This is a genomic window from Streptomyces sp. NPDC048664 (assembly GCF_040650555.1).
Lineage (GTDB): Bacteria > Actinomycetota > Actinomycetes > Streptomycetales > Streptomycetaceae > Streptomyces.
In genome coordinates this window covers 93701-119027 of sequence record NZ_JBEZHK010000014.1, presented here as the reverse complement: position 1 = coordinate 119027, position 25327 = coordinate 93701, and the positions used below count along the sequence as shown (strand labels likewise).

The following is a 25327-nucleotide window of genomic DNA, read 5'->3' as shown; positions in this document are numbered from 1 at the left end:
GAAGGCATCCCCGACACCACCATGGCCAAGAGCAAAGGCGCGGGCAAGAGCCTGGTACGCGCCAACCTCGCGATCCACGAACCCCCCGTCGGCACCAGCACCACCCCGGGCGGTCTGATCAAGACGTTCGGCTTCGACTTCAACCCGGCACAGCTCTCCATCGCCCGCCGGGCCCAGTGGAAGGCGTCGGCCGCGCCCATCGAACGGGACGGCGCCCTGCCGGAGTTCCTGGGCACCCAGCCGCGCGAGCTGAGCCTGGAGATCTTCCTGGACTCCTCCGACGAGCCGACGAGCAACACCGTGCTGAAGAAGGTGGAGTCGCTGCTCGACTGCTGCGAGGTGACGACCAAGAGCATCGCCGCCAAGCAGCCCTCACCGCCCTGGGTCGTCTTCCAGTGGGGTTCCTTCGCCACCGCCCGCTTCACCGCCTACGTCAGCGCGGTCGACGCCTCCTACTCCCTGTTCGGGACCAGCGGCGTGCCGATCCGCGCCACCTGCCGGCTCCAACTGCACGAGATCCCGAGCAAGACCGCCGGGCAGAACCCGACGTCGGGCGCGCTCACCGCCCAGCGGGTGCACCGGGTCGTCGCGGGCGACTCGCTGCAGTCGCTGGCCTGGCGCGAGTACGGCGACGCGTCCGCCTGGCGTGCCATCGCCGAGGCCAACGGCATCGACAACCCCCACCAGCTGCCCGCCGGAGCCGAACTCGTGCTGCCCGCCGCCGAGGAGGTGCGTAACTGATGGTGAAGCACGCGTACTCCAATGTCGTCGACGTCACCATCGCCGGCACGAAGCTGACCGCCAGCTCCGAGTTCGGGCGGTGGCTCGTGGACGCCCATGTCGACCAGGGCGCCGGAGTGCCGGCCGCGTTCCAGCTGACCTTCCGCGACCCGCACCGGCTGCTGCTGGGCAAACTGGGCGTGACCTTCGGCAGCCCGGTGGTGATCGCCCCGGTGTCCGACGGCAAGGGCGCCGCCACCCCCCTGCTGACCGGTGAGGTGACCGGCCTGGAGGCCGAGTACGACGGCACCGGCAGTTATGCCGTCATCCGCGGCTACGACTACGGGTTCCGGCTGATGCGCCAGCGCCGGGTCGTCGCCTACCGCAACCAGACCGCCTCCGACATCGCCCGCAAGCTGGCCGCGCAGGACGGCGTCCCCCTCGGCCGGATCCAGTCGACCAAGACGGTCTACGACTTCATCAGCCAGTCGAACGTCACCGACTGGGACTTCCTGGCCCGGCTCGCGGACGAGAACGAGATGGTCATGTCCGTCGACCCGCGGGGCAGGTTCCAGTTCGTCAAGCCCAAGGACGCCTCCGGCGCGCCCTCCCCGAGCACGGACGGCGACAAGAGCCCGTACGTCCTGCAGGCCGGACACGACATCCTGCGGCTGCGCACCGCCGTCACCGCCGCCGACCAGGTGCGCACCGTGGAGTCGCGCGGGTGGGACGTCACGACGAAGAAGACGCTCACCGCGACCTCCCCCGCCGCCGCCAACCCGGCCATCAGCATCGGCACCACGCCGAGCGCGGCGGCCGGGAAGTTCAGGACGGCCAAGCTGGTCGAGACGCAGACGCCCTACGACAAGCAGGCCGAGGTCAAGCACGCCGCCGACGCCCTGTCCGACGACGTCACCTCCTCGTTCGCCGAGCTGGAGGCCGTCGTGCGCGGCAACCCCGAGCTGCGGCCCGGGGTCCCGGTGGCGCTCGCCGACGTCGGCAAGCCCTTCGAGGGCAAGTACACGGTCACCTCCGTACGGCATGTCTTCGGCGACGCCAAGCACTACGAGACCTGGGTGACCGTCAGCGGCCGGCAGTGGCGCTCGCTGTACGGGGTCGCCTCGGGCGGTGGCGGCGCCGACGCGGGCGCGGCCCGACAGTTCTCCGTGGCCAACGCGCTCGTCACCGACGTACAGGATCCGCTCAAACAGGGGCGGGTGAAGCTGCGGTTCCCCTGGCTGGACGACACCTACGTCAGCGACTGGACACGGACCGTCCAACTCGGCGGCGTGCGCGGCGGAGGGGTGTTCCCGATGGACGTGGACGACGAGGTCGTGGTCGCCTTCGACCGGGGCGCGCTCGACCACGCGTACGTCATCGGCGGCGTCTACAACGGCAAGGACAGACCGACCGCCGTCAAGGACGTGCCGCTGCACGACGGCGCCCGCGGCCGGGCGACCCGGCACACCGTGTCCGACCGGTCCGGCAACCGCATGGACCTGCTGGACAAGAAGGGTGGCAAACAGGGCGTGCGGGTGGCCAGCGGCGACGACCGGCTGACCGTGTTCCTGGACCGCACCAACACCGAGATCTCCGTGGACAGCAAGGGGTCGGTCAGCATCAAGGGGAGCAGATCGGTCTCGGTCGAGGCCGGGACGGACCTCACGCTCAGCGCCCGCCGCAGGCTCACCATCAAGAGCGGCGGCCCGCTGGACATCGAGGGGCGGGGTGTCGTCAACCTCAAGTCCCTGGCGGGGGCCGTGTCGGTGGACGCGCTCGGCGCGCTGAGCCTGAAGGCGCTCGGCGCCGCCACCCTCACCGCCGGGGGCAGCGTGCAGGTCAACGCCCTCGCCAACGTGGGCATCCGGGCTGTCACCGTGCCGATCCAGGGCCTGGTGACCGTCGACGGCATCCCGTTCCCCCCGGTGTGAGGCAGGTGCATGACTGATGGCCGAGCAATTCGTCGGATCCGGCTGGTCGTTCCCGATGCGTATCGGGCCGACCGGCGGCATCGCCCTGGTCAGCGGGGAGAAGGAGGTCGAGGAGGCGATCCGGCTGGTGCTGTCGACCGCGCCGGGCGAGCGCCCGATGCGCCCCGAGTTCGGCTGCGCCATCCACGACCTGGTCTTCGCGCCGGTCAACGAGCAGACGGCGGGCCGCATCCAGCACGAGGTGTACGTCAGCCTCGACCGCTGGGAGCCGCGCATCGAGGTCCATGACGTCGAGGTCAGCGCGGGCGCCGACCAGAGTGTGCTGTACATCGACGTCCGCTACGAGATCCGCGGCACCAACAACCCGCGCAGTCTCGTGTTCCCGTTCTACGTCATTCCGTCCCACGACGAGCTCGACGGCCCCGGTGCGGCCGGTCCGGCTCCCGAAAGCGACCGCTGATGGCCCTGCCCTCCCCGAACCTCGACGACCGCCGCTTCCAGCAGTTCGTCGACGACGCCAAGCGCTACATCCAGCAGCGCGCCCCCGAATGGACGGACCACAACGTGTCCGACCCCGGCGTCACCCTCGTCGAGACGGTCGCCCACATGGCCGACCAGATCGTCTACCGCCTCAACCGGGTCCCGGAGAAGAACCACCTGGCGTTCCTGGACCTGGTCGGGATCACCCTGTTCCCGCCGTCGGCCGCCCGCACGGACGTCACCTTCTGGCTGTCCGCGCCGCAGGAGGCGACCGTGCCGGTGCCGGAGGGCACCGAGACGGCGACCCTGCGCACCGAGGACCGCGAGGCCGTCGTCTTCGCCACCGAGCGGGAACTGGCGATCGTGCCCAGTGAGCTGCGCCATCTGATGGTGCAGCGCCAGGGTGAGGGCGTCGCCGACCGCACCACCGAACTCGGCGAGGGCAAGGACCTGTTGTGCTTCGCCGAGTCCCCCCGTCCGGGCGACTGCATGCTGCTCGGCCTGACGGCCGCGGTCCCGCACTGCGCCGTCGCCCTCGAACTCGACAGCCGGGTCGACGGCGTCGGCGTGGACCCGCGCCAGCCCCCGCTGGTGTGGGAGGCGTGGACGGAGGACGGCTGGCAGCCCTGCGAGGTCGACCGGGACGGCACCGGCGGCCTCAACCGGCCCGGTGAGGTCGTCCTGCACGTACCCGGCGGCCATGTGCTGTCCCGCAACGGCGGCCGGGAGGCCGGCTGGCTGCGCTGCCGCGTCACCGAGCCCCTGGGCGGCCAGCCCTTCTACACCACCTCGCCCACCGTGCGCTCCGCCGACGCCTGCACCATCGGCGGCACCACCCCCGCCGTGCACGCCGAGACGGTCACGGACGAGGCCCTCGGCGAGTCCACGGGCCTGCCGGGGCAGCGGCTGCGCCTCGCGCACGCACCCGTCGTCGGCGACACCCCGCCCCTGATCCTGCAGAGCGCCGAGTACGACGGCTGGGTGGACTGGCAGGTCGTCCCGCACTTCGCCGCCTCGGGCCCCGACGACCGCCACATCACCCTCGACGCGACCACCGGCGACATCGCCTTCGGGCCGGCCGTGCGCGAAGCGGACGGGAGCCTGCGCCAGTACGGCGGGGTGGCACCCAAGGGCGCCGTCGTCCGCGCCCGCCGCTACCGCACCGGCGGCGGCCGGGCCGGCAACGTGGCGCGCGGCGCCGTGCAGATCCTGCGCACCTCCATCCCCTACGTCTCCGAGGTCGTCAACCGCGAGGCCGCGCGCGGCGGTGTCGACGGCGAGACCGTCGAGGAGGCGAAGGTCCGTGCCCCGATCACCCTGCGCGCCCAGGAGCGCGCGGTGACCCTGCGCGACTACGAGGAACTGGCGCGCCGGGCCGCGCCCGAGACGGCCCGCATCACCTGCCTGGAGGGCGAGGAGAGCGAGCACGGGGCCTACGCGGTGCGGGTGCTGGTCGTGCCGCAGGCGGTACCGGACCCGGGCGGCCGACTGCGCTTCGAACAACTCGTGCCCGGGGACGCCCTGCTGGGGCGCATCACCCGGCACCTGGACGAACGGCGCCTGATCGGAACCCGGTTGGCGGTCGGGCCGCCGTTCTACCAGGGAGTGACGGTCGTGGCCACGGTGCACGCGTTCCGAGGCGTGGACACCGACCGCGTGCGCCGGCAGGCCCACGACGCCCTGTACCGGCACCTCGATCCGCTCACCGGGGGCGCGGACGGGAAGGGCTGGCCCTTCGGGCGGCCCGTCCAGTCCGGCGAGGTGTTCGCGGTGCTCCAGCGGGTGCCGGGCGTGGAACTGGTCGACAAGGTGGTGCTGCACCCGGCCGACCCGCTGACCGGCAAGCGCGGCGACCCGACCGACCGCATCGACCTGTCACCGCCGTCGCTGGTGTTCTCCTTCGACCACCGCGTGCGGGTGATCGGCGAATGAGCGGCCCTCGCTCCTCCAGGAGGTGCGCGCGATGAGAGGTTCCATCGACGGCCTCGGTTCGTCCGCCCCGATCGGCATGATGCTTCCCGCGGTCTTCGCGGACGACGACCTCGCCCAGCGGTTCGTCGGCGGCCTGGACGACGTGATGGCGCCGGTCCTGAACGTCCTGGACTGCCTCCACACCTACTTCGACCCCGCCCTGACCCCGGCCGACTTCGCGAGCTGGCTCGGTACCTGGGTGGGTGCCGAGACCGACGGCACGGAGCCGGAGCCGCTGCTGCGCGCGGCCGTGGCGGCCGCCGCCCGGCTGCACCGGATCCGGGGCACACGGCGGGGCCTGGCCGAAGCGGTCCGGCTGGCCTTCGGCACCGAGCCGGAGATCACCGAGAGCGGAGGCGCCGACTGGAGCGCCCGCCCGCTGGGGCCGGTCCCCGGCGAGCGGCGGCCTCGGCTCCAGGTGCATCTGCGGCTGCCGAACCCGACCACCGCGGACACGGTGCGTCTCGAAGCCCTGGTCGCGGCCGCCCGCCCCGCCCACATGCCGTACACGGTGCGGGTGACGGCCACCGAGGCCGCCGGCACCGCCGAGTTCCCCGATTCCGGCCGACCCGCCGACCCCGCCGAAAGGACCCCCGAGAGATGACGACCACCCAGAACTGCGCCGAGTGCGGCACCCGCGCGGAACCGGGCCAGTCGTTCTGCGACGCCTGCGGCGCCGTACTGAGCTGGGGGAACGCCGCCCACGCGGGCGGCGCGCCGACGGGGGAGCGGGAGGGCCGGGCCGCCACCGTGGCGGCCCCGGCGGCCTCGGCGGGCTCCGCCGCCGCTTCCGCGCCGTCGGCCTCCGCGTCCACCGCCGCGTCCGGCGCCGGGACCGCGTCCGGGACGCTTCCCCGTCGTGCCCCCGGCCAGGGCCCGACCCCGGCCGCGCTTCCGCACCCCGAGGGCTCCGCGGCGACCGGCGGCGGCGATGACGCCTCCCCGGGCGCCGACGCCCCCGCCGCTGCTCCCGCCTCCCCGCCCCCGGTCGAGCCGGCGGCCACGGCGCAGTTGCCCGAGCAGCCCGGCCCCGGGGCCCCCACGGCAGGGCACGGAGCGTCCGCCCCGGTCGGGGAGCCCGGGCCCGGTGCCGCGACGTCCGGCGCCCCCGCGCCCGCCGCCTCCGACGACCACCTCGCCGACCGCGCCCGCCGCCTGCTGGTCCCGGTCGCCGATCCGCAGGCCGCCGCCGCGCCCCCCTCGGTCGCGCCGGTCCTGCCGGGTCGGCCGCTGCCGCAGCGGCCCCAGACGGTACGGGCCCCGGGCGAGGAACTCGGCGCCGGCGGCGGGATCCCCTGCCCGTGGTGCTCCACCCCGAACCGGCCCGACCGGCACTTCTGCACCCGTTGCGCGATGCCGATGGCGGGGGAGGAGGCAGGGCAGGGCCGACTCCCCTGGTGGCGGCGGCTGTTCCGGTTCGGGAACCGCGAGATCCCCTGGGCGGGCGACCGGCCCCGGCTGCGCCGTACCTTCGACCGGGTGCTCACCTGGCTGGGCGCGGCCCTGGTCCTCACCCTGCTGATCGTGCTGGTCGTCAACATCCCCAAGGGCGTCCAGGCGACGCGGGACCACTTCGCCAAGCGGGCCCCGATCTCCCCGGACCGGGTCAGCGCCTCCCGCTCCTACCCGGGGCACAAGCCGGAGCTCGCCTTCGACGCGCTCAACAACACCTGGTGGGGGCCCGGCGTCTCGCAGTCCGGCGAGGGGCAGTGGATCGAGGCCAAGTTCGACCAGCCGGTGCGGCTGCTCGACCTGGTGATCACCCCCGGGGTGTCCGCTCGCGCCGACCAGCTCTCCCAGTCGGCGCTGCCGCACCGCGTCAAGGCCATCGTCAAGACGTCGCAGGGCCGGACCGAGACCACTGAACTGGCCCTGGACCAGGGCGCCGGCGGTCAACGGCGGCAGTTCCGGTTCAGCGACGTCACCTCGGTCCGCTTCACGGTCGAGTCCTCCTACGGTGTCGGCGCCAAGAAGCAGGTGGCCGTCGCCGAGATCGAGTTCTTCGGACCGTCCAACGGCGGCTGACCGCGGCCGCATCGCCAGCACACCGAGCGGGACACTCCCGGACCAGGTCCGGGAGTGTCCCGCTCGGTGCGTGAAGGCTCCGCTCAGCTGTTGGCGTTCAGGACGGGGTAGTAGCCGTTGGCGTGGCCGGCGGCGGTGGGGTGGTAGGTCTCCCAGCTCGGGGAGATCACCAGGGAGTGCAGGTAGTTGCCGCTGCCGCACAGTTCGTGCCCGCTGAAGGTGGGTCGTACGTCGCCGAAGACGAAGCCGTGGGCCGCGGCCCGTTCGGCGATCACGCTGTCGAGGGCGTCCGCGGCCTCGTCGATCTTGCGGTGCTTGGTGTCGCTGAGGCCGATGCAGAACACGTTCAGGGTGTACATGCGCGGGTAACCCAGCACGACCACCTTGGCGTTGGGGGCCTTGGCGCGGATCGCGGAGTAGGTGGCGTCCAGGCGGCCGGGGAGCGTGGCGCGGGCGTAGGCCTCGGCCTGGTCGACCTTGGTGACGCAGGTGGAGTCGGAGCCGGTCACGCAGGTGGTCATGACATCGGCGAAGCCCGCGTCGTTGCCGCCGATGGTGACGGTGACCAGGCTCGTGGCGGAGTTCAGCGGACCGAGTTGGCTGTTCGTCACGTCGGTGGTGATCGCGCCGGAGCAGGAGGTGTCGGCGAAGGAGGACGGGGAGTGGGCGTTCTTCCAGAGGTACGGGTAGGAGCTGAGGCTGCGGTGGCAGTTGCCGCTCGAACTGTCGTAGTTGCCCGCGCCGTTGCCGGACGCGTACGAGTCGCCGAGTGCGACGTAGGCGGGTCCGGCGGCCTGCGCCGGTGCGGTCAGTACCAGGCTGAGGAGGATCGCGAAGCTCAGCGTGGCAAGGGCGTACAGGGGCGTGGGGCGTCTCACGGAACCTCCCTGAGAGGAACAGCTGACACTCCGTTGGTACAGGTCGCAATCAGTTTCGGGAAGTGTCCATGACAAAGATTCTCTGCGCGTAGAGCCGCCCGGCCCGTGGCGCGGGCGGCGGTGCGGGCTCCGGGGGGTGAGGGTGCGGTGGGTCGCGGGGGCGGGCGCCGGGCGCGTCGCGGCGGGCCGGCGGGGACGGGGAATTCCGACGCGGACCGTGGCGGGAATTGTCCCCGCCTCTTCCGCGGGCGGAGTGGCGGGGCGGGTCGGCGGAAAGAAAGGGGAATCCCTCTCTCGCGGTGATCCGATTCGGCCATCGTGGCGTGGACGCCCATTTTCCAGGGGGTTTCGGCGCGATGGTGGCCGCGTTTCACGGATGTGCGGTGCCGGTGCGCCCCGCGGCCGCTTTGACGGGCTTGTGGTGGTGTGTTTCACGTCGCGGGATGCGGGGTGGTGTCGCACCTGGCGGGAAATGCCCGGGTTTCTCTGCTCGTCGGCGGGCGCGTCGGGGGTCCGGCGGGTGCTCGGAGGGGGCTGGCTGGATCGACTCGACGGTCGGGCGTCCTGTTTTCGCGGGCGTTGACTGTCGAGTAACAAGGGCGCTAGCTTCCCTGTGGCTTGATGCAATGGGTTCCACTTGCATTCTGGCGCCGCTGTTTCTCAGTGCGTCGATTGTTTCTCTGCACCTCGGTCGATCGTCCCCCATCACCGCCCGCATTCCCCACCTCGCGGTCTTGCGATCATTCGGAGAACCATGACGTCTGTCGAGCATGAGAATGTCATGCACCTGATCATCGGGGTGACCCCGTTCGGGGAACCCGACGCCGGGCTGGCCGCGGCCGTCAGCCGGGCCGGCGGACTGGGGGTGCTCGACCTGGGGTCCGGCGACCGGCGCGCCCGCGAGGCACTGGCGCGCTTGCGTCACTTCGCTCCGGGCCCGTTCGGCGTGCGGATCGGGGCGCGCTGCCGGATGGACGCCGCGCACCTCGCGCGCGGGGGTGGGCGAGAGGGCGGCAACCGCGCGGAACGGGACGGCGACGACGTACCGCACACGGTGATCCTCGGCGTGGGCTCCGCCTGGCGGCCCGAGGAACTCGCCGCGCACCACCGGGTCCTGGCCGAGGTCACCGACCTGGAGCAGGCCCGTGAGGCGGCCCGCGCCGGCGCGCACGGGCTGGTGGCCCGCGGCTGCGAGAGCGGCGGAAGGGTCGGGGAGCTCAGCGTCTTCACCCTGCTGCAGCAGGTGCTCGCCGACCCCGGGCTCGACCTCCCGGTCTGGGCCTGCGGCGGCATCGGCCCCCGCACGGCGGCCGCCGCGGTGGCCGGCGGGGCGGCCGGGGTGGTCCTGGACAGCCAACTGGCGCTGCTGGCCGAATCGGGCCTGGACGAGGCGGTGGCCGAGACGCTGCGAAACATGGACGGCTCGGAGACCGTCGTCCGCGCGGGCCACCGCGTGCTGCACCGCAGAGGACCGGACGCGCCGGACGTGACCGCGACCGAACCGGAGGCGGTGGCCGCCCGGTTGGGCGCACGGGATCCGCGCACCCAGCTGCTGCCGGTGGGCCAGGACGGCTTCCTCGCCGCCCGCTTCGCCGAGCGCTGGGGCGACACGGGACGCACGATCCGCGCGCTGACCGCCGCCGTCCGGGACGCGACACGCGACGACGCGCCGGCCGGCGCGCTGCGGCCGGGCTCCGCGATGTGCCGGGCGCTCGGCACCCGGTTGCCCGTCGCCCAGGGCCCGATGACCAGGGTCAGCGACCAGCCCGGCTTCGCCGCCGCCGTCTCCGGCGACGGGGCGCTGCCCTTCCTCGCGCTGGCCCTCGCGGACGGGGCGCGCACCCGGACACTGCTGGAGCGGACCCGCACCGCGGTGGCGGGCAGGCCCTGGGGCGTAGGCGTGCTCGGCTTCGCCCCCGAGGACGTGAGGAACGCCCAGCTCGACGTCGTACGGGAGCTGCGGCCCACCCATGCGATCATCGCGGGCGGGCGGCCCTCGCAGGCCGAGGCGCTGGAGCGGGTGGGCATCAGGACCTTTCTGCACGTCCCCTCGCCCGGGCTGCTCCGGCAGTTCCTCCAGGCGGGCGCCCGCAGGTTCGTCTTCGAGGGCGCCGAGTGCGGCGGCCATGTGGGACCGCGCGGCAGCTTCCCCCTGTGGGAGGCCCAACTCGGCGTCCTGGAGGACTTCCTCGCCGAGACCGACGAGAGCAAGGGCAAGGGCGCGGGCAAGGACGCGGAGCGGGACACGGCCCACGGCGTCGAGGTGTTCTTCGCGGGCGGTGTCCATGACGAGCGCTCGGCGGCCATGGTCGCGGCGCTCGCCGCGCCGCTGACCGCACGCGGGGCCGCCGTCGGCGTCCTCATGGGGACCGCCTATCTGTTCACCGAGGAGGCCGTCGAACTCGGGGCCGTCCAGCCCCTGTTCCAGCGCCAGGTGGTGAACGCGACCCGGACCGCGCTGCTGCGGACCGCGCCGGGCCACGCCACCCGGTGCGTACCCAGCCCCTTCACCCGCGACTACCACGAGCGGGCCGCGGAGTTGAGCGCCGGCGGAGCGCCCGAGCGGCAGATCTGGGAGGAGCTGGAGCGGCTCAACATCGGGCGGCTGCGGATCGCCAGCAAGGGCGCCGAACGCGACGCCGCCGGCGCGCTGGTGAGCGTGGAGGAACCACGCCAGCTGGCCGAGGGCATGTTCATGGCCGGGGAGGTGGCCGTCCTGCGCTCGGCCGTCACCACGGTCGGCGCCCTGCACACCTCCGTGACCTCCAAGGCCGCGGCCTTCCTGACGGACCGGGCCGCGCGGGTGCGGCGCCGCCTCCGGGAGGAGGGCGACCAGGAGGCGCCGGCGCCCACGCCGCTGGACGTCGCCATCGTCGGCATGGCGTGCATGTTCCCGGACGCCCCCGACCTGCCCACCTACTGGTCGAACATCCTCGCCGGCCACGACGCCGTCGGGGAGGTGCCCCAGGACCGCTGGGACCCCGCCGTCCACTTCGCGCCCGCCGCCGAGGACGCCGGGGGCCCCCGCGGCGCCACGCCCTCCAAATGGGGCGGCTTCCTGCCCCGCATCCCCTTCGACCCGCTGCGCTACGGCATCCCCCCGACGTCCCTGGGCAGCATCGACCCGGTGCAGCTGCTGGCGCTCGAAGCCGCCCGACAGGCGCTCCAGGACGCCGGGTACGCCGACGGGCAGCGGGAGTTCGACCGCTCACGCGCCTCCGTCATCTTCGGCGCGGAGGCGGGCAGCGACCTCGCCAACGCCACGACCCTGCGCGTCGTGCTGCCCTCGTACTACGAACGGCTCCCGGCCGCCCTGGAGGAGCAACTGCCCCGGCTCACCGAGGACTCCTTCCCCGGGATGCTGGCCAACGTCATCTCGGGCCGCATCGCCAACCGGCTCGACCTCGGCGGCGCCAACTACACCGTCGACGCCGCCTGCGCCTCCTCGCTGGCGGCGATCGACATCGCCTGCAAGGAACTCGCCGGCGGGACCAGCGACCTCGTCCTGTGCGGCGGCGCAGACCTCCACAACGGCATCAACGACTACGCGCTCTTCTCCTCGGTGCACGCCCTGTCCCCGACGGGGCGCTCCCGGGCCTTCGACAGCTCGGCCGACGGGATCGCGCTGGGGGAGGGCGTCGCCTGTGTCGTGCTCAAGCGGCTGGCCGACGCCGAACGGGACGGCGACCGCGTCTACGGCGTGATCAAGGGAGTCGGCAGTTCCAGCGACGGCCGCTCGCTCGGGCTGACCGCGCCACGGCCCGAGGGGCAGCGGGCCGCGCTGGTGCGGGCGTACCGCAACGCGGGCGTCTCACCCGCCGAGGTCGGCCTTCTGGAGGCGCACGGAACCGGCACCGTGGTCGGGGACCGCACCGAACTCGGCGTGCTGAGCGAGGTGTTCACCGAGGCCGGGGCCGCACCGGGCGCCTGCTCGCTCGGCTCGGTCAAGTCGCAGATCGGGCACACCAAGTGCGCCGCGGGACTCGCGGGCCTGATCAAGACCGCCCTGGCCCTGCACACCGGCGTCCGACCGCCCACCCTCCACCTGGAGAAGCCCAACGCCGCATGGCGCGAGGCGGACAGCCCCTTCTCCTTCTCCACGCGCGCGCAGCCCTGGGCCGCCCCCGCCCGTGAACGCAAGGCCGGAGTCAGCGCGTTCGGCTTCGGCGGCACCAACTTCCACGTCGTCCTCGCCGCTCACCCGGCGGCGGGCGCCGCACCGACGGGCCGGGCGCTCCACACCTGGCCCGCCGAGCTGTTCCTCTTCCGGGGCAAGGACGAGAAGGCAGCGCTGCGGGCCGTCGATGACATCCTCAAGGCCGCCGAGGCCGACCGCCCCCTCGCCGCCGACGGCGGCCGGACCTGGCGGCTGCGCGACCTCGCCCTGAGCGCGTCCCGCCGCTCCGACACCGTGCACGCCCCCGTACGGGTGGCCGTCGTCGCCACGGACGTGGAGGGGCTGATCGGACAACTGCGCGCGGTCCTGGCCGGTGAGCACGGCAGGGCCGCGGGGATCCACGTCGCGGAGGGCGACGAACGCGACGCCGCCGAGGCCAAGGTGGCCTTCCTGTTCCCCGGACAGGGCAGTCAGCGGCCCGGGATGCTCGGCGACCTGTTCCTCGCCTTCCCCGAACTCCGCTACCACCTGGAACCCCTGGGGGCCCGCGCCGACGTCCTGTACCCGCCCGCGGCCTTCGACGACGCCGCGCGCGACAGCAGGCAGGCCGCGATCACCGACACCCGGGTCGCCCAGCCCGTCCTGGGCGCCGTCGGACTCGCCGTGCACGCCCTGCTCACCGCGTCGGGAGTACGGCCGGACATGGCGGGCGGGCACAGCTACGGCGAGCTGGTCGCCCTCGGCGCCGCCGGCGCGTTCAGCCCGGAGGACCTGCTGGAGCTGAGCGCCGAACGGGCGGCGGCCATCCTGGAGGCGACGGGCGAGGACCCGGGCGCCATGGCCGCCGTCGCCGCCCCGGCGCCGGACGTCCAGCGCGCGCTGAGCACGCTCGGAGCGCCCGCGTCCGTGGTCGTCGCCAACCACAACTCACCCGCGCAGACCGTGGTCTCCGGACCCACGGAGGACGTCGCCACCACCGTCGCCCTGCTGCGCGAGGCACGGATCGGCGCCCAGCGCATCCCGGTGGCCTGCGCCTTCCACAGCCCTCTGGTCGCCGGGGCCATGGACCGGTTCGCGGGGGCGCTGGCGCACCGCGGCGTGCACCGGCTCGAGTTCCCGGTGTGGTCCAACCGGACGGCGACACCCTACGGCCGGGACGCCGACGCGATCCGCGCGGAACTGGCCGCCCAGATCGGCGCCCCGGTCCGCTTCGTCGACCAGATCGAGGCGATGTACGAGGCCGGGGCGAGGATCTTCGTCGAGGCCGGGCCCGGCCGAGTCCTCACCCGGCTGGCCGCCCGGATCCTCGGGGACCGGCCCCACCGCGTCGTCGTGTGCGAACCACGCCCGGACAGCGGTCTGCGCGGATTCCTGGAGGCGCTCGCCCAACTGGCCGTCGCCGGGCTCCCGGTACGCGCCGGATGGCTGCTGCGCGGACGCGGCGCCGTCGACGCCTGCCGCGCCCCCGCCCCCGAGCGCCCCGGCTGGACGGTCGACGGGCACATGGTCCGCACCGCCGCCGGATCCCCCCTTCCCGGTGCCCTCGCACCGGCCCGACGAGTCGTGGAGACGGTGGAGACGACTGTGACGACGAACCCCCCGCCCGGCGCCCCGCGCGACGAGGACGCGCTGATCTCCGAATTCCTGCGCACCAGCCGCGAGATGATCGCCGCCCAGCGCGACGTGCTGATGACCTATCTCGGCGCGACGGCCCGGGAGGGGAGCCCCGCGCCCGTGGCCGTGCGACCGCCCGCGCCGGGGGCCGCGGAGGTCGTGCGGCACGCCCCGCCGGAACTCCCCGCACCCGAGGTGCCGTCGGCGGAGCACGAGCCCGCCGCCGACGCGGCGACCGGGGACGCGGCGGTGAGCGAGGCGGACCTGCTGCGCACGGTCCTGGACATCATCAGCGAACGCACCGGCTATCCGGTCGACATGATCGAGCCCGACCTCGATCTGGAGGCGGACCTCAGCGTCGACTCGATCAAACGAGCCGAGATCGCCGGTGAACTGGCCAGGCGCCTGGGCGCGGCCGGCGGCGCGGACCTCGCCGACCTGGGCGACGCGGAACTGGAGGACCTCACCCGGGCCCGCACGGCGGCCGCCGTGGCCGCCTGGCTGGCCGGGCGCCTGCTCACCCCCGAGGAGCCGACCGACGCCGTGCCACCCGGGGAGCCCGCGATGACGGCGGCACCCGCGGAGGCGACGGGACCGGCGGACGCGACAGCACCCGCGGCCGCCTCGGCATCGGCATCGGCGGAACCCGCCCAGCCGCCGACGGTGGACCCCGTCGCCGGCGCGGCCCCGAAGCGGTTCCTGCTCCGGCCGGTCCCCCTGGAGCCCGGCGACGGCACGGCCGACGACCCCGTGGCCGCCCTGGCCGGGAAGCGGTTCGCCGTCCTCGGCGGCGCGGACCGCGCCGCGGTCACCCGCGAGGTTTCCGCCAGACTCGCCACCCACGGGGCGCAGACGGTCCTGCTGGATCCCGGGCACCTCCTCGGCGAGCCGGACGGCCCCCTCGACGGGGTGCTCTACCTGGGCGCCCTCGCGGACGACGGCCCGCCGGTGCTCCCCGACGCCTTCCCCGTGCTGCGGGCCGCCCTCGCGGTCGCCCCGCGCCTGCTGCTCGCCGTACGGCCCGCCGACGGGGCCGCGCCACCGCTGCGCTCCGCCGGGCTGCACGGCCTGTTCCGCACCATCGCACGCGAGTACCCGGACACCACCGCCCGCGTCGTCGACCTCACCGACACCGGCCCCGCCGCCGTCGCCGACGCGCTGCTGACCGAACTGCTCACACCCGGACCCGAACCCGTCGTCCTGCGCACGGCGTCCGGGCGGCACGGCCTCCACCTCGTGGAGACTCCCCTCGGACCGCTCGGCACCACCGGCGCGGGACCGGCGGGCGACGGCGCGGCCGAGGCCGAGGCCATCGGACTCGACCGCGAGAGCGTCGTCGTGCTGGTCGGCGGGGCCCGGGGCATCACCGCCACCTTCGCCGCCGCGCTCGCCTCGGCCTCCCGGTGCCGGCTCGAACTGCTCGGCAGGACACCCGCGGCGGCCGGCCCCGAGGAACCGCACCTGGCCGCCGCCCGCACACCGGCGGAGCTGCGCGCCGCGCTCGCCGCCCGCCCCGGCGGACCCCGCACACCGGCCGACATCAACCGCGAGGCCGAACTCGTACTGGCCCAGCGGGAGATCGCCACCACCCTCCGGGAACTCGCGGCCCTCGGCAGCACGGCCCGCTACCGCACGGTCGACTTCCGCAAGCCGGACCAGGCGCTCCAGGCCGTGAAGGAGATCCACGCCGAGCACGGCAGGCTCGACGGCGTCGTCTACGCGGCCGGGGTGATCGAGGACCGGCTCATCGCCGACAAGAGCGCCGACTCCTTCCAACGGGTCTACGACACCAAGCGGGGCGGCGCCGGAACGCTCCTCGCGGCGCTGGAGGAACTGCCCGACGGCCCCGCGTTCACCGTCCTGTTCGGCAGTGTCTCCGCCGCCCTCGGCAACCGGGGCCAGGCGGACTACGCCGCCGCCAACGACGCCCTCCATGCCCTCGGAACCTCCTGGGCCGCCCGCACCGGCCACCGCGTCCTCACCGTCCACTGGGGCCCTTGGGCCCCCACCGCCGCGCACGGCGGCATGGTCGGCCCGGAACTCGCCCGCGAGTACGCCAGGCGGGGGATCGCGCTGATCGACCCGGAGGAAGGGGTCGCGGCCCTGCTGCGGGAACTGGCCTGGGGCGACCGGTCGACTCCCACCGTCGTCTACACCCCGTCGGGCCATGGCCAGTGACATGACGGACCCTCAACTCCCGGTCGCCATCGTCGGGATGGCGGTACTGCTGCCCGGAGCCTCCGGCCTCGACGCGTACTGGCAGAACCTGGTGCGGGGCGTGGACGCGATCACCGACGTACCCGAGACGCGCTGGGACACCGACTACTACCGTCCGGGCTCCGCCCACGAACCGGCCGTCGCCCACCAGGTGTACTGCCGGCGCGGAGGATTCGTCGACGACCTCGCCGAGGTGGAGGTCACCCGGTTCGGCATCATGCCGAACTCGGTACCCGGCACCGAGCCCGACCAGCTCATCGCCCTGAACGTGGCCGCCGCCGCCCTCACCGACGCGGGCGGCCCGGAGCGGCTGCCCGACCGGCACCGCGTCGGCGTCGTCCTCGGCCGGGGCGGCTACCTCACCCCCGGCCTGGTCCGCCTGGACCAACGGGTCCGCACCGCGACCCAGCTGGTGCGCACCCTCGCTGAACTGCTCCCCGACGTGGATCCCGGCCAACTGGACCAGATCCGGGAGGCCTTCACCGAGCGGCTCGGACCGGACAGCCCGGAGTCCGCCATCGGCCTGGTACCCAACCTCGCCGCCTCCCGGATCGCGAGCCGCCTCGATCTGCGGGGCCCCGCCTACACCGTGGACGCCGCCTGCGCCTCCTCGCTGGTGGCCGTCGACCAGGCGGTGCGCGAACTCGCCGGCGGGCGCTGCGACGTCATGTTCGCCGGGGGCGTCCACCACTGCCACGACATCACCCTGTGGAGCGTCTTCTCCCAACTGCGCGCGCTGTCCCCGAGCCAGCGGATCCGCCCCTTCCACCGGGACGCCGACGGCATCCTGATCGGTGAGGGGACCGGCGTGGTCGTACTCAAACGGCTCGCCGACGCCGAACGGGACGGCGACCGGGTGTACGCGGTGATCCGGGGCACCGGAGTGGCGAGCGACGGCCGTGCCGCCGGGCTGGTCAATCCGGACCCCGGGGGCCAGGCCCACGCCGTGCGCCAGGCCTGGCGGGCCGCCGGGCTCGACCCCGCCGTGCCGGGCTCGATCGGCCTCCTGGAAGCCCACGGCACCGCCACCCCGGCCGGGGACACGGCCGAACTCGCCACCCTCCTCGACGTGTTCGGCCCTGCGGTCACCCAGGGACGCGACCGCGCCGTGATCGGCTCGGTGAAGTCGATGATCGGCCACACGATGCCCGCCGCCGGAGTGGCCGGGCTGGTGAAGGCCGCGCTCGCCGTCCACCACGGGACGCTGCTGCCGACGCTCCACTGCGACGACCCGCACCCCGCGCTCACGGCCACCCGCTTCCGCCCCCTGGACCGGGCCGCGCCCTGGGAGAGAACCGACGCCCAGCCGGTCCGTCGGGCCGCCGTCAACGCCTTCGGGTTCGGTGGCATCAACGCCCACGTCGTACTGGAGGAGGCGCCCGGCGCCGGGGCGACGCGCCCCTCACGCACCGCGGCGCCGCTCCCCGCCACCGCGCGCACGGTCGCGGTCGCCGAGCCGGAGCGGGTGCTGCTGCTCGCCGCCGACACCCCCGAGCGCCTCACCGCCCTGCTCGACGGGGACGACCACGTGGTGCTCGCCCGCGGCCTCGACGCCGGGCGCGGCCACCCGGACGCCGGACGGTCGCGGCTCGCCGTCGTCGCCCCGACCGCCAAACGGCTCGCCCTGGCCCGCCGGGCGGTCGCCAAGGGGCGCGCCTGGCACGGCCGCGGCGACGTGTGGTTCAGGCCGGGCCCGCTGCTGGGCCGGGGCGCGGAGGGGACGGGGAACGGGGGGCCGGTGTTCGTCTTCCCGGGCCTCGAAGGGGACTTCGAACCCCATGTGGACGATGTCGCCGCCCACTTCGGTCTGCCGCGCGTCGCCGCCCGCTCCGGTGGACACGACCGCGTCGCGGACGTGGGGCGACACGGGTTCGACGTCGTCGGCGTCGGACGGCTCCTGGACGCCGCACTGCGCGCCATGGGCGTCGTCCCGGGCGCCGTCGCCGGGCACAGCGTCGGGGAGTGGACGGCGATGACGGTCGCCGGGCTGTACGCGGGCGGTGAGGTCGACGACTTCATGGCGTCCTTCGACCCCGACACGGTGACCGTCCCCGGCCTCGCCTACGGTGCGATCGGGGCGTCCGCCGAACAGGTGCTCCACGCGCTGGACGACGGGTGGGCGGACGCCGGACTGGTGCTCTCCCACGACAACGCGCCCGCCCAGTCGATGGTGTGCGGCCCGGACGCGGCGGTGCGGGAGTTCGTACGGTCCTTCCGGGCCCGCGGCGTGCTGAGCCAGGTGCTGCCCTTCCGGTCCGGCTTCCACACACCGATGCTGGCGTCCCATCTCGCGCCCATCGAGGAGGCCGCGAGCCGCTTCCGGCTGTGCCCGCCCGCCGTCGCCGTGTGGTCGGGGTCGACCGCCGCGCCGTTCCCCGAGGAGGAGGGGGCGGTGCGCGAGCTGTTCCTCCGGCACCTGCTGGAACCGGTGCGCTTCCGGCAGCTGGCCGAGGCCATGTACGCGGCCGGCCACCGAGTCTTCGTCCAGGTCGGCACCGGGCAGCTCGGTTCGCTCATCGGGGACACCCTGGGCGGCCGCGACCATCTCGTCGTCGCCGCCAACTCACCGCGCCGCACCGGGCTCGCGCAGCTGCGGCGCGTGGCCGCCGCGCTGTGGACCGCGGGCGCGGCGGTGGCCCCCTGCCTGCCACCCGCCCGCACCGCCCCGGCCGGACGGCCGCCGGTCCGGCTCGACCTGGGCGGAGCACTGGTGTCCCTCGACGCCGGGCCCCTCGCGGAGCTGCGCGCCCGGCTGCACACCACCGGGACGCGCCGACCGGCCCCGCTGGAGGCCCTCGCCGCGCGCTCCCCCATCGCCGCCGAACTCGACGCGCTGCTCCACGACACGGCCGACACCGCCGCCGCCCTCCTCACCGCCGCGTCCCACCGCCGACCCCCACCCCGCCACGCAACCCCGACCCCGGCCCACCGTCAGCCCCAGGCCACGGCCTCGGCCCACCGGCAGGCCCCGGCTCCAACGCCCGTGCTGGCTCAGCCGTCGCGCTCGGGACATGACCCGGATCCGGCCCAGAGCCGCGCCCCAGCTGTGGTTCGAGGCGCGGATTCGGGTCCCTCTCGGGGCCGGACCCAGGCGGATGCCGCCTCGGTCATCGGCATCCCCTCTGCCCCCACCCCCGGGCCGGGCCCGACCTCTGCCGATGTCCCCGGCCCGGCGCCCGCAGTTCGAACCAGCCGGGGCGTGCTGCGGGTCTCGGTGGAGGCCATGCCCCATCTCCTCGACCACTGCTTCTTTCCGCAGCGTGCCGGGTGGCCCGAGGTCGGTGACCGCTGGCCCGTCGTGCCGGCCACCACCATCGTCCAGCTGCTCATGGACACCGCGCAGCGAGCCGCCCCCGGTCTGCGCGCGGTCGCCGTGCACGGGGCCAGGTTCGACCAGTGGCTGGCCGCCACCCCGCCCGTCGACGTGCCGGTGACCGTCACCGAGGACGCCGGCGGCCCGCACCGCCTCGCCGTGTCGTGCGGCCCCTACGCCCGGGCCGTCGTGGAACTCGCCCCCGCCTACCCGGCCCCACCGGCCGTCCACCGGCGCACCGACCCCGCGACCGAACGCGTCCCCGAGCACCTCGCCGCCCAGCTCTACGACGAGCGCTGGATGTTCCACGGCCCCGCCTTCCAGGGGATCACCGAACTGACCGCGATCGGCGAGCACCACATACGGGGCGTGATCACCACGCCCCCCGCCCCCGGCGCCCTGCTCGACAACGTGGGCCAGCTGCTCGGCTACTGGATCATGTCCACCCGCGCCGAGCGCACCGTGGTGTTCCCGGTCGGCATGCGGCACATGAGGTTCCACGGACCACACCCCCTGCCGGGAACCGAGGTGGAGTGCCTGGTACGCGTCACCTCGCTCACCGACACCCTCCTGCAGGCGGACGCGCTGCTCACCGTCGACGGCGAAATGTGGGCCGAGGTGAGCGGCTGGCAGGACCGCCGCTTCGACAACGACCCGTCCACCAGGCCCGTCGAACGCTTCCCCGACCGCAACACCCTCTCCCGGGCCCGCCCCGGCGGCTGGGTCCTGCTCCACGAGCGCTGGCCCGACCTCGCCTCCCGCGAACTGGTCATGCGCAACTCCCTCAGCGGCGAGGAGCGCGCGGAGTACGCCGCGCACCCTCCTCGCGGCCGCAGGCAGTGGCTGCTGGGCCGTATCGCCGCCAAGGACGCGGTGCGCCGGTGGCTCTGGGACCACGGCGAGGGCCCGGTCTACCCGGCGGAGATCCGTATCCGCAACGACGCGTCGGGAAGGCCGTACGCCACCGGCCTGCACGGCCGGACCCTGCCCCCGCTGGACCTCTCGCTGGCCCACCGGGCGGAGGCCGGGGTCGCGATCGTCCGGCCGCGCACCCCCGGCGGCCTCGGCCCCGGCATCGACGTCGAGGAGATCGCGGAGCGCGACCCGGCGGTCCTCGCCGTCAGCCTCGGCGCGGACGAGCTCCGGCTGCTGCGCGCGGCCCGCGCCGCGACCGGGGAGTCCGAGGCGCTGTGGTTCACCCGCTTCTGGGCCGCGAAGGAGGCCGCCGCCAAGGCCGAGGGCACCGGATTCCAGGGCCGCCCGAAGGACTTCGCGGTGGTGGACGCGGCGGACGCGAACCGGCTGGTGGTCTCGGGGCCGCGGCACCCCGCCCACCATGTGCGCTGCGAACGGACCGGCAATCCGCCCGGGCTGCCGGGCAGGGACTACGTCGTCGCCTGGACGACGGACCCGGCGGACGAAGAGGAGAACGACCGATGAACCCCACCCCGACCACCCAGGGCCCGACCGACCGCCCCGTGCGCGCGGACGAGGAGTCGGTGCTCGCCGATGTCGTCGCCATGCTCACGACCGTCTTCGACGAGGACGGGGACGGGGACGGGAACGAAGGCGAGATCGGGGACGGGGAGGGCCTCTTCGACGTCGAGATCGGCATGGAGACCACGTTCCACCGCGACCTCGAACTGGAGAGCATCGACCTGGTCACCCTGGCCGGGCTCCTCGACGAGCGCTACGGCGGACAGGTCAACTTCGCGGAGTTCCTCGCCGGCATGGAGTTCGAGGAGATCATCGAGCTGACCGTGGGCCGGCTCGTGGAACACGTCGTGCTCAGTCTGAAGGCGGCGGAGGCGGGCTGACCCATGGCGATGGTCGACACCGGCGACATCCGGCTGCACGTCCAGCGGATGGGCCCCCCGAACGGCCGCCCCGCCACCGCCACCGCGGTGCTGCTGCACGGTCTGCTCACCGACAGCCTGGCCAGCTACTACCTGACCGTGGCACCGTCGTTCGCGGCGGCCGGGATCGACGTGGTCATGTACGACCAGCGGGGCCACGGGCGCAGCGGCCGCCCGGGCACCGGCTACACCCCGGACCACTACATCGACGACCTGGACGCGCTGCTCGACCGGCTCGGGGTGACCGGCCCCGTCCACCTGGTCGGCAACTCCTTCGGCGGCACCATCGCGTTCGGCTACGCCGTACGCCGTCCCGAACGCACCGCGAGCCTGTCCGTGATCGAGTCCGGTCCCGCGACCGAGGCGTGGGCGGCGTCCATCGGCGGGCTCCTGCGCCGGGTGGTGACCGAACTCGCGCAGAACGAGACCGCCGCGCTGCGATGGATCGCCGCCCACCGCGGCGCCCACACCGCGCGACTGGCGAAGGGCGCGGCACGCCTGGTGCGGGCCACGACCATCGTGGACGACATCCCCGCCGGACCGGCCCTGACCGAGGAGCAGATCGGCTCCGTGCGCTGCCCGGCGCTCTTCCTCTACGGCGGTGACTCGGACCTGGCCGAACTGGCGCCCTGGCTCAGGTCGTTGCTGCCCGACTGCCGGACCGTCGTCCTGCCGGGCCATGAGCACTCCGTCCTGGTCGAGGCCCCGCGCACCGTCGGGCAGCATGTCCTGGCCCTGATCCAGGCGGTCGCCGCACAACACGGCGCGGCCGACGCCGTGCCCACCGAGGCCGGGTGAGCGGGGTGAGCCCGGTGCGCAGATTCCTGTTCGTCGTACCGCCCCTGGTCGGGCACATCAACCCGGCGGTGGGTGTCGCGGCGGCGCTGGCCGCGCGCGGCCACGAGGTGGCCTGGGCCTGCGCCCATCCCGCGCTGGTGCGCCGGCTCGCCGGCGGCACGGCGCGGGTGTTCCCGTGCGCCGGGCCCGTCCCGGGGGAGGGGGACGGGGTGCGGCCGGCCGGACTGCGCGGTCCGGAGGCGCTGAGGTTCCTGTGGGAGCGCTTCCTGGTGCCGCTGGCCGAGGAGATGGCGCCCGGAGTGGAGGCGGCCGTCGCGGAGTTCCGCCCCGACGTGGTCGTGGCCGACCAGCAGACCGTCGTCGCGGGCCTGGTCGCCGAGCGGCTGCGCATCCCGTGGGCGACCTCCTGCACGACGACCGTCGAGTTCACCTTCGACCGGACGCTGGCGGACATGCCCGGCATGGCGTCCTGGCTGCACGCCCTTCTCGACTCGCTGCGACGCCGCGTCGGCGATCCGGCGAGCACCGCCGACCCCCGCTTCTCACCCCACCTCGTGCTCGCGTTCAGCACCCCCGAACTGGTCGGCTCGGGCGCGCCGACGGGGGAGGAGGGGCAGGAGGCGCGGCGCATCCGCTGGGTCGGTCCGGCGCTCACGTCCCGCCCCGCCGAGCAGGACTTCCCCTGGGACTGGCTCGACCCCCACCGGGCCGCGGTGCTCGTGACCCTCGGCACCGCGAACACCGACGTCGGGGCCCGCTTCCTCGACGTCTGCCGCACCGCGCTGCGCGCCCGCGCGGACCGGCTCCAGGCGGTGATCGTCGACCCGGGCCGGGTGCTCGGCGCCGCCGGGACCGGGGACGACAAGGATGTGCTGGTCGTCCCCGCCGTCCCCCAACTCCCGCTCCTGGAACGGGTGGAAGCCGTAGTCTGCCACGCCGGGCACAACACCGTGTGCGAGGCGCTGTGGCACGGTGTGCCGCTCCTGGTGGCGCCCATCCGCGACGACCAGCCCGCCGTCGCGGGACAGGTCACCGAGGCCGGAGCGGGCATCAGGGTCAGGTTCGGCCGGGTCACCGCCGCGCGGCTCGGCACGGCGCTCGACACCCTTCTGGAGGACCCCGGCCACCGGGCCGCGGCCGACCGGATCCGCGCCTCCTTCCACGCCGCGGGCGGCGCCCCCGCGGCGGCGTCCCATCTGGAACGGCTGGCCACCGACGCGACCTTCGAGGAGCCCCAGTGAGCGACGAGCCGCGACCGAGCCGCACCGAGCAGGTGGCCGCGCTGCGCCCCGTCTACGAGGCGGACCTGGCGCACGGCCTCGACCGTTTCTTCGAGCCCCGCCGGGCCGACTGCCCCTGGTGCGGTTCGGCGCGGCTGACGACACGGCTGCGCACCACCGACCTGCTCCAGCACAAACCGGGCCGGTTCACCCTCGCCGGCTGCGGGGACTGCGGGCACGTCTTCCAGAACCCCCGCCTGAGCGCGGCCGGACTGGACTTCTACTACCGGGACTTCTACGACGGACTCGGCGAGCGGCAACTCGGGCGGACGTTCGGCGGACGCACCCGCATGTACGTCGCCCGCGCCCGCGCGGTGCAGGCCCACGAACCGGCGCCCAAGACCTGGCTCGACGTGGGCACCGGCCACGGCCACTTCTGCGAGGCGGCCCGCACCGTCCACCCGGAGACCTCCTTCGACGGCCTGGACTTCACCGACGGGGTGGAACTGGCCGAGCGCGCCGGACGGGTGGACCGCGGCCACCGGGGCAGCTTCCCCGACCTCGCCCCGGAGCTCACCGGCCGCTACGACGTCGTCAGCATGTTCCACTACCTGGAGCACAGCACCGAACCGGACCGTGAACTGCGCGCCGCGCACACGGCGTTGCGTCCCGGCGGGCATCTGCTGATCGAGGTCCCCGACCCGGAGAGCCGCTATGCCCGCCTCCTCGGCCGCTGGTGGCTGCCCTGGCTCCAGCCCCAGCACCTGCACCTGGCCCCGGTCGGCAATCTGCGCGCCCGGCTCACCGGACTCGGCTTCACCGTGGTCGCCGAGGAGCACGCCGGGCCGCACGACCCCGTGGACCTCCTCGCGGCGGTCTGGCTGGCACTGGACAGCGCGGCCCCGCGCGAGGACCTGCCCTGGCTGCCGAGGCCACCGACCGCGCTCCGGCGCGCGCTGCGGACGGTGACGCTGCTCGCCGGCGTCCCGCTGCTCGTCCTGGGCACCCTCCTGGACCGGTGCGCGGCCGGGCCCGTGTCCCAGCGGCTCGGCCTGTCCAACGCGTACCGCCTGCTGGCCCGCCGAGACTGACAGGGCCCGCCCGGGACAACACGCCTAGCGCGACGGCTTCGCGTAGTCGTCGTAGAACCCCTGGCCCGTCTTCACGCCCAGATGGCCCGCGTCGACGTAGGAGCGCAGCAACGCCCGCGGCCCCCAGGGGAGTCCGGGGTGCTCGGCGGCGTAGTGCTCCTCGATGTCGAGGGCGACGTCCAGGCCCACCATGTCCATCATCCGGAACGGCCCGGCCGCCGTCCCCATGTTGATCTGCCACATCCGGTCGACGTCCTGCGGCGTGGACACGCCCTCCGCCACCACCGCCAGCGCCTCCCGCTTGATGGCGGCCCAGACACGGCTGAAGATGAACCCGGTCGACTCCTTGCGCGCCTCGAACGGGTAGATGCCGTAGCGGGGCAGTTCACGTTTCAGGAGGTCGATGACGCCGGGGTCGGTGTGGCCGTCCGACATGATGTCGATCGCGTTCTGGCCGGGCGGCATGTAGAAGTGCGTGTTGAGGACCCGTTCGCGGTGCTCGACCCGGTCGATGAACCGGCTGGCCGGGTACGAGGAGGAGTTGCTCGCCAGGATCGTGTCGCGCCCGGCCAGCCGGTCGAGGCGGGCGAAGAGGTCCTTCTTCAGGTCGAGCCGCTCGGGCACGGCCTCCACGACGAGCCACGCGCCCGCGAGCACCTCCTCCAGATCGTCCGTGAGGGTGACCCGGCCGGGCGTTCCGCCGTCGATCCCGGCGGCGACCTGCGTCAGGTTCTCCTCCACGAAGTCGCGGGCGTCCTCCCGGGCCCGCGAGGAGGGGTCGTGGACGCGCACCTCGCCGCCGCGGGTGGCGAACATCAGCGCGATCCTGCGGCCCAGGGTGCCCGCTCCGATCACACCGACCGGCCGGTTCTCGATGTCGGTGGGCAGGGTGAAGGCCATGCTCTTCCCGCTTCCTGACAGGCCGCGGCGCCGAGCCGGCACCGCGGTGTCCCACTCGATGGCCAGCTTCCGCCGGATCGGTGCGCGGCGGCCACCGCTGCTGCTCCGAAGGAGGGACCACCCGGTGCGTCCCGCCGCCTCCGCGCCGCCCCCGCTGTGCGCACGACAGGAGCCGTGGACGAGAGGGCGGCGCGGC

The 25327-nt window shown here is 74.3% G+C and carries 14 protein-coding genes; 12 read left to right on the top strand and 2 right to left on the bottom strand.

Annotated features, from left to right (window positions below; genetic code table 11):
• The first annotated feature begins 21 nt into the window (after nucleotides 1-21).
• The 6 genes from AB0C59_RS17580 to AB0C59_RS17555 are packed head-to-tail and all read left to right on the top strand — an operon-like array spanning nucleotide 22 to nucleotide 7127.
• Nucleotides 22-741, top strand: coding sequence for a LysM peptidoglycan-binding domain-containing protein (locus AB0C59_RS17580; protein ID WP_363005369.1), 720 nt, complete (start codon nucleotides 22-24; stop codon nucleotides 739-741).
• Nucleotides 741-2651, top strand: a complete 1911-nt coding sequence (locus tag AB0C59_RS17575; RefSeq protein ID WP_363005367.1) for a VgrG-related protein — start codon at nucleotides 741-743, stop codon at nucleotides 2649-2651. The genes AB0C59_RS17580 and AB0C59_RS17575 overlap by 1 nt, the downstream gene beginning before the upstream one ends.
• Before the next feature lie 16 nt (nucleotides 2652-2667).
• Complete coding sequence (locus tag AB0C59_RS17570) at nucleotides 2668-3111, top strand: GPW/gp25 family protein (protein ID WP_363005365.1); 444 nt, start codon at nucleotides 2668-2670, stop codon at nucleotides 3109-3111.
• On the top strand, nucleotides 3111-5063 hold the full coding sequence (locus tag AB0C59_RS17565; protein ID WP_363005363.1) for a putative baseplate assembly protein: 1953 nt from the start codon (nucleotides 3111-3113) through the stop codon (nucleotides 5061-5063). Before AB0C59_RS17570 ends, AB0C59_RS17565 begins: the two co-directional genes overlap by 1 nt.
• Nucleotides 5064-5094: 31 nt before the next feature.
• Complete coding sequence (locus AB0C59_RS17560; protein WP_363005361.1) at nucleotides 5095-5706, top strand: phage tail protein; 612 nt, start codon at nucleotides 5095-5097, stop codon at nucleotides 5704-5706.
• The gene (locus AB0C59_RS17555; RefSeq protein WP_363005359.1) at nucleotides 5703-7127 is read left to right on the top strand and encodes a zinc ribbon domain-containing protein; all 1425 of its coding nucleotides are present in this window, start codon (nucleotides 5703-5705) and stop codon (nucleotides 7125-7127) included. Before AB0C59_RS17560 ends, AB0C59_RS17555 begins: the two co-directional genes overlap by 4 nt.
• A gap of 83 nt (nucleotides 7128-7210) precedes the next feature.
• On the opposite strand, the gene AB0C59_RS17550 is transcribed toward AB0C59_RS17555, so the two are convergent.
• A complete protein-coding gene (locus tag AB0C59_RS17550; protein WP_363005487.1) occupies nucleotides 7211-7957 on the bottom strand; it encodes an SGNH/GDSL hydrolase family protein in 747 nt (248 codons plus the stop codon).
• Between the two features lie 802 nt (nucleotides 7958-8759).
• Between AB0C59_RS17550 and AB0C59_RS17545 the strand changes: the two genes are divergently transcribed.
• Genes AB0C59_RS17545 through AB0C59_RS17520 form a run of 6 tightly spaced genes read left to right on the top strand, consistent with a single transcriptional unit; the run spans nucleotide 8760 to nucleotide 24231 of the window.
• A complete protein-coding gene (locus AB0C59_RS17545) occupies nucleotides 8760-15914 on the top strand; it encodes an SDR family oxidoreductase (RefSeq protein ID WP_363005357.1) in 7155 nt (2384 codons plus the stop codon).
• Nucleotides 15904-20706, top strand: coding sequence for a beta-ketoacyl synthase N-terminal-like domain-containing protein (locus AB0C59_RS17540; protein WP_363005355.1), 4803 nt, complete (start codon nucleotides 15904-15906; stop codon nucleotides 20704-20706). Before AB0C59_RS17545 ends, AB0C59_RS17540 begins: the two co-directional genes overlap by 11 nt.
• Complete coding sequence (locus tag AB0C59_RS17535) at nucleotides 20703-21083, top strand: phosphopantetheine-binding protein (RefSeq protein WP_363005353.1); 381 nt, start codon at nucleotides 20703-20705, stop codon at nucleotides 21081-21083. The genes AB0C59_RS17540 and AB0C59_RS17535 overlap by 4 nt, the downstream gene beginning before the upstream one ends.
• Nucleotides 21084-21086: 3 nt before the next feature.
• Nucleotides 21087-21920 carry an alpha/beta hydrolase gene (locus AB0C59_RS17530; RefSeq protein WP_363005351.1) on the top strand — a complete coding sequence of 278 codons (834 nt, stop codon included), beginning with the start codon at nucleotides 21087-21089 and terminating at the stop codon, nucleotides 21918-21920.
• A 14-nt stretch (nucleotides 21921-21934) separates the two neighbouring features.
• Nucleotides 21935-23161 (top strand): glycosyltransferase, encoded by a 1227-nt coding sequence (locus AB0C59_RS17525; RefSeq protein ID WP_363005349.1) that lies wholly within the window; start codon nucleotides 21935-21937, stop codon nucleotides 23159-23161.
• Nucleotides 23158-24231 (top strand): class I SAM-dependent methyltransferase, encoded by a 1074-nt coding sequence (locus tag AB0C59_RS17520; protein WP_363005347.1) that lies wholly within the window; start codon nucleotides 23158-23160, stop codon nucleotides 24229-24231. Before AB0C59_RS17525 ends, AB0C59_RS17520 begins: the two co-directional genes overlap by 4 nt.
• Before the next feature lie 24 nt (nucleotides 24232-24255).
• On the opposite strand, the gene AB0C59_RS17515 is transcribed toward AB0C59_RS17520, so the two are convergent.
• Nucleotides 24256-25131, bottom strand: coding sequence for a 3-hydroxyacyl-CoA dehydrogenase family protein (locus tag AB0C59_RS17515; RefSeq protein WP_363005345.1), 876 nt, complete (start codon nucleotides 25129-25131; stop codon nucleotides 24256-24258).
• Between the last annotated feature and the right edge of the window lie 196 nt (nucleotides 25132-25327).